This is a genomic window from Rhodobium orientis, assembly GCF_003258835.1.
Taxonomy (GTDB): domain Bacteria; phylum Pseudomonadota; class Alphaproteobacteria; order Rhizobiales; family Rhodobiaceae; genus Rhodobium; species Rhodobium orientis.
Genome location: NZ_NPEV01000174.1, coordinates 1 through 267 on the forward strand (window position 1 = coordinate 1; position 267 = coordinate 267).

The 267-nt window shown below is 52.1% G+C and carries 1 pseudogene; it reads right to left on the reverse strand.

Annotation, left to right across the window (positions count from 1 at the left end):
• Positions 1-267, reverse strand: a pseudogene (locus CH339_RS25715) (lipid kinase); the annotation flags it as partial.

Genomic DNA, 267 nt, shown 5'->3' on the forward strand with positions numbered 1-267 from the left:
AAACAGCTTGCCGTCGTATTCGATTTCGACCTCGGTCGGCCGCAGTGAAGGAAGGAGCATTTCCATTCCTTTCAAATAATAGGCAAGATGGCCGAGCATCGTCTTCAATTTGCTTGGTACGTCATATGTCAGTTCTGTAAGGCGTCCGCCGCCGGCGATATTGATGAAATATTGGCCGTTGACGCGGCCGATGTCAATCGGACGGGCCTCTCCCTCTAGTATTGTGTCAACCGCCTTTAAAATATCCTCGCGCGGAATGCCGAGCGC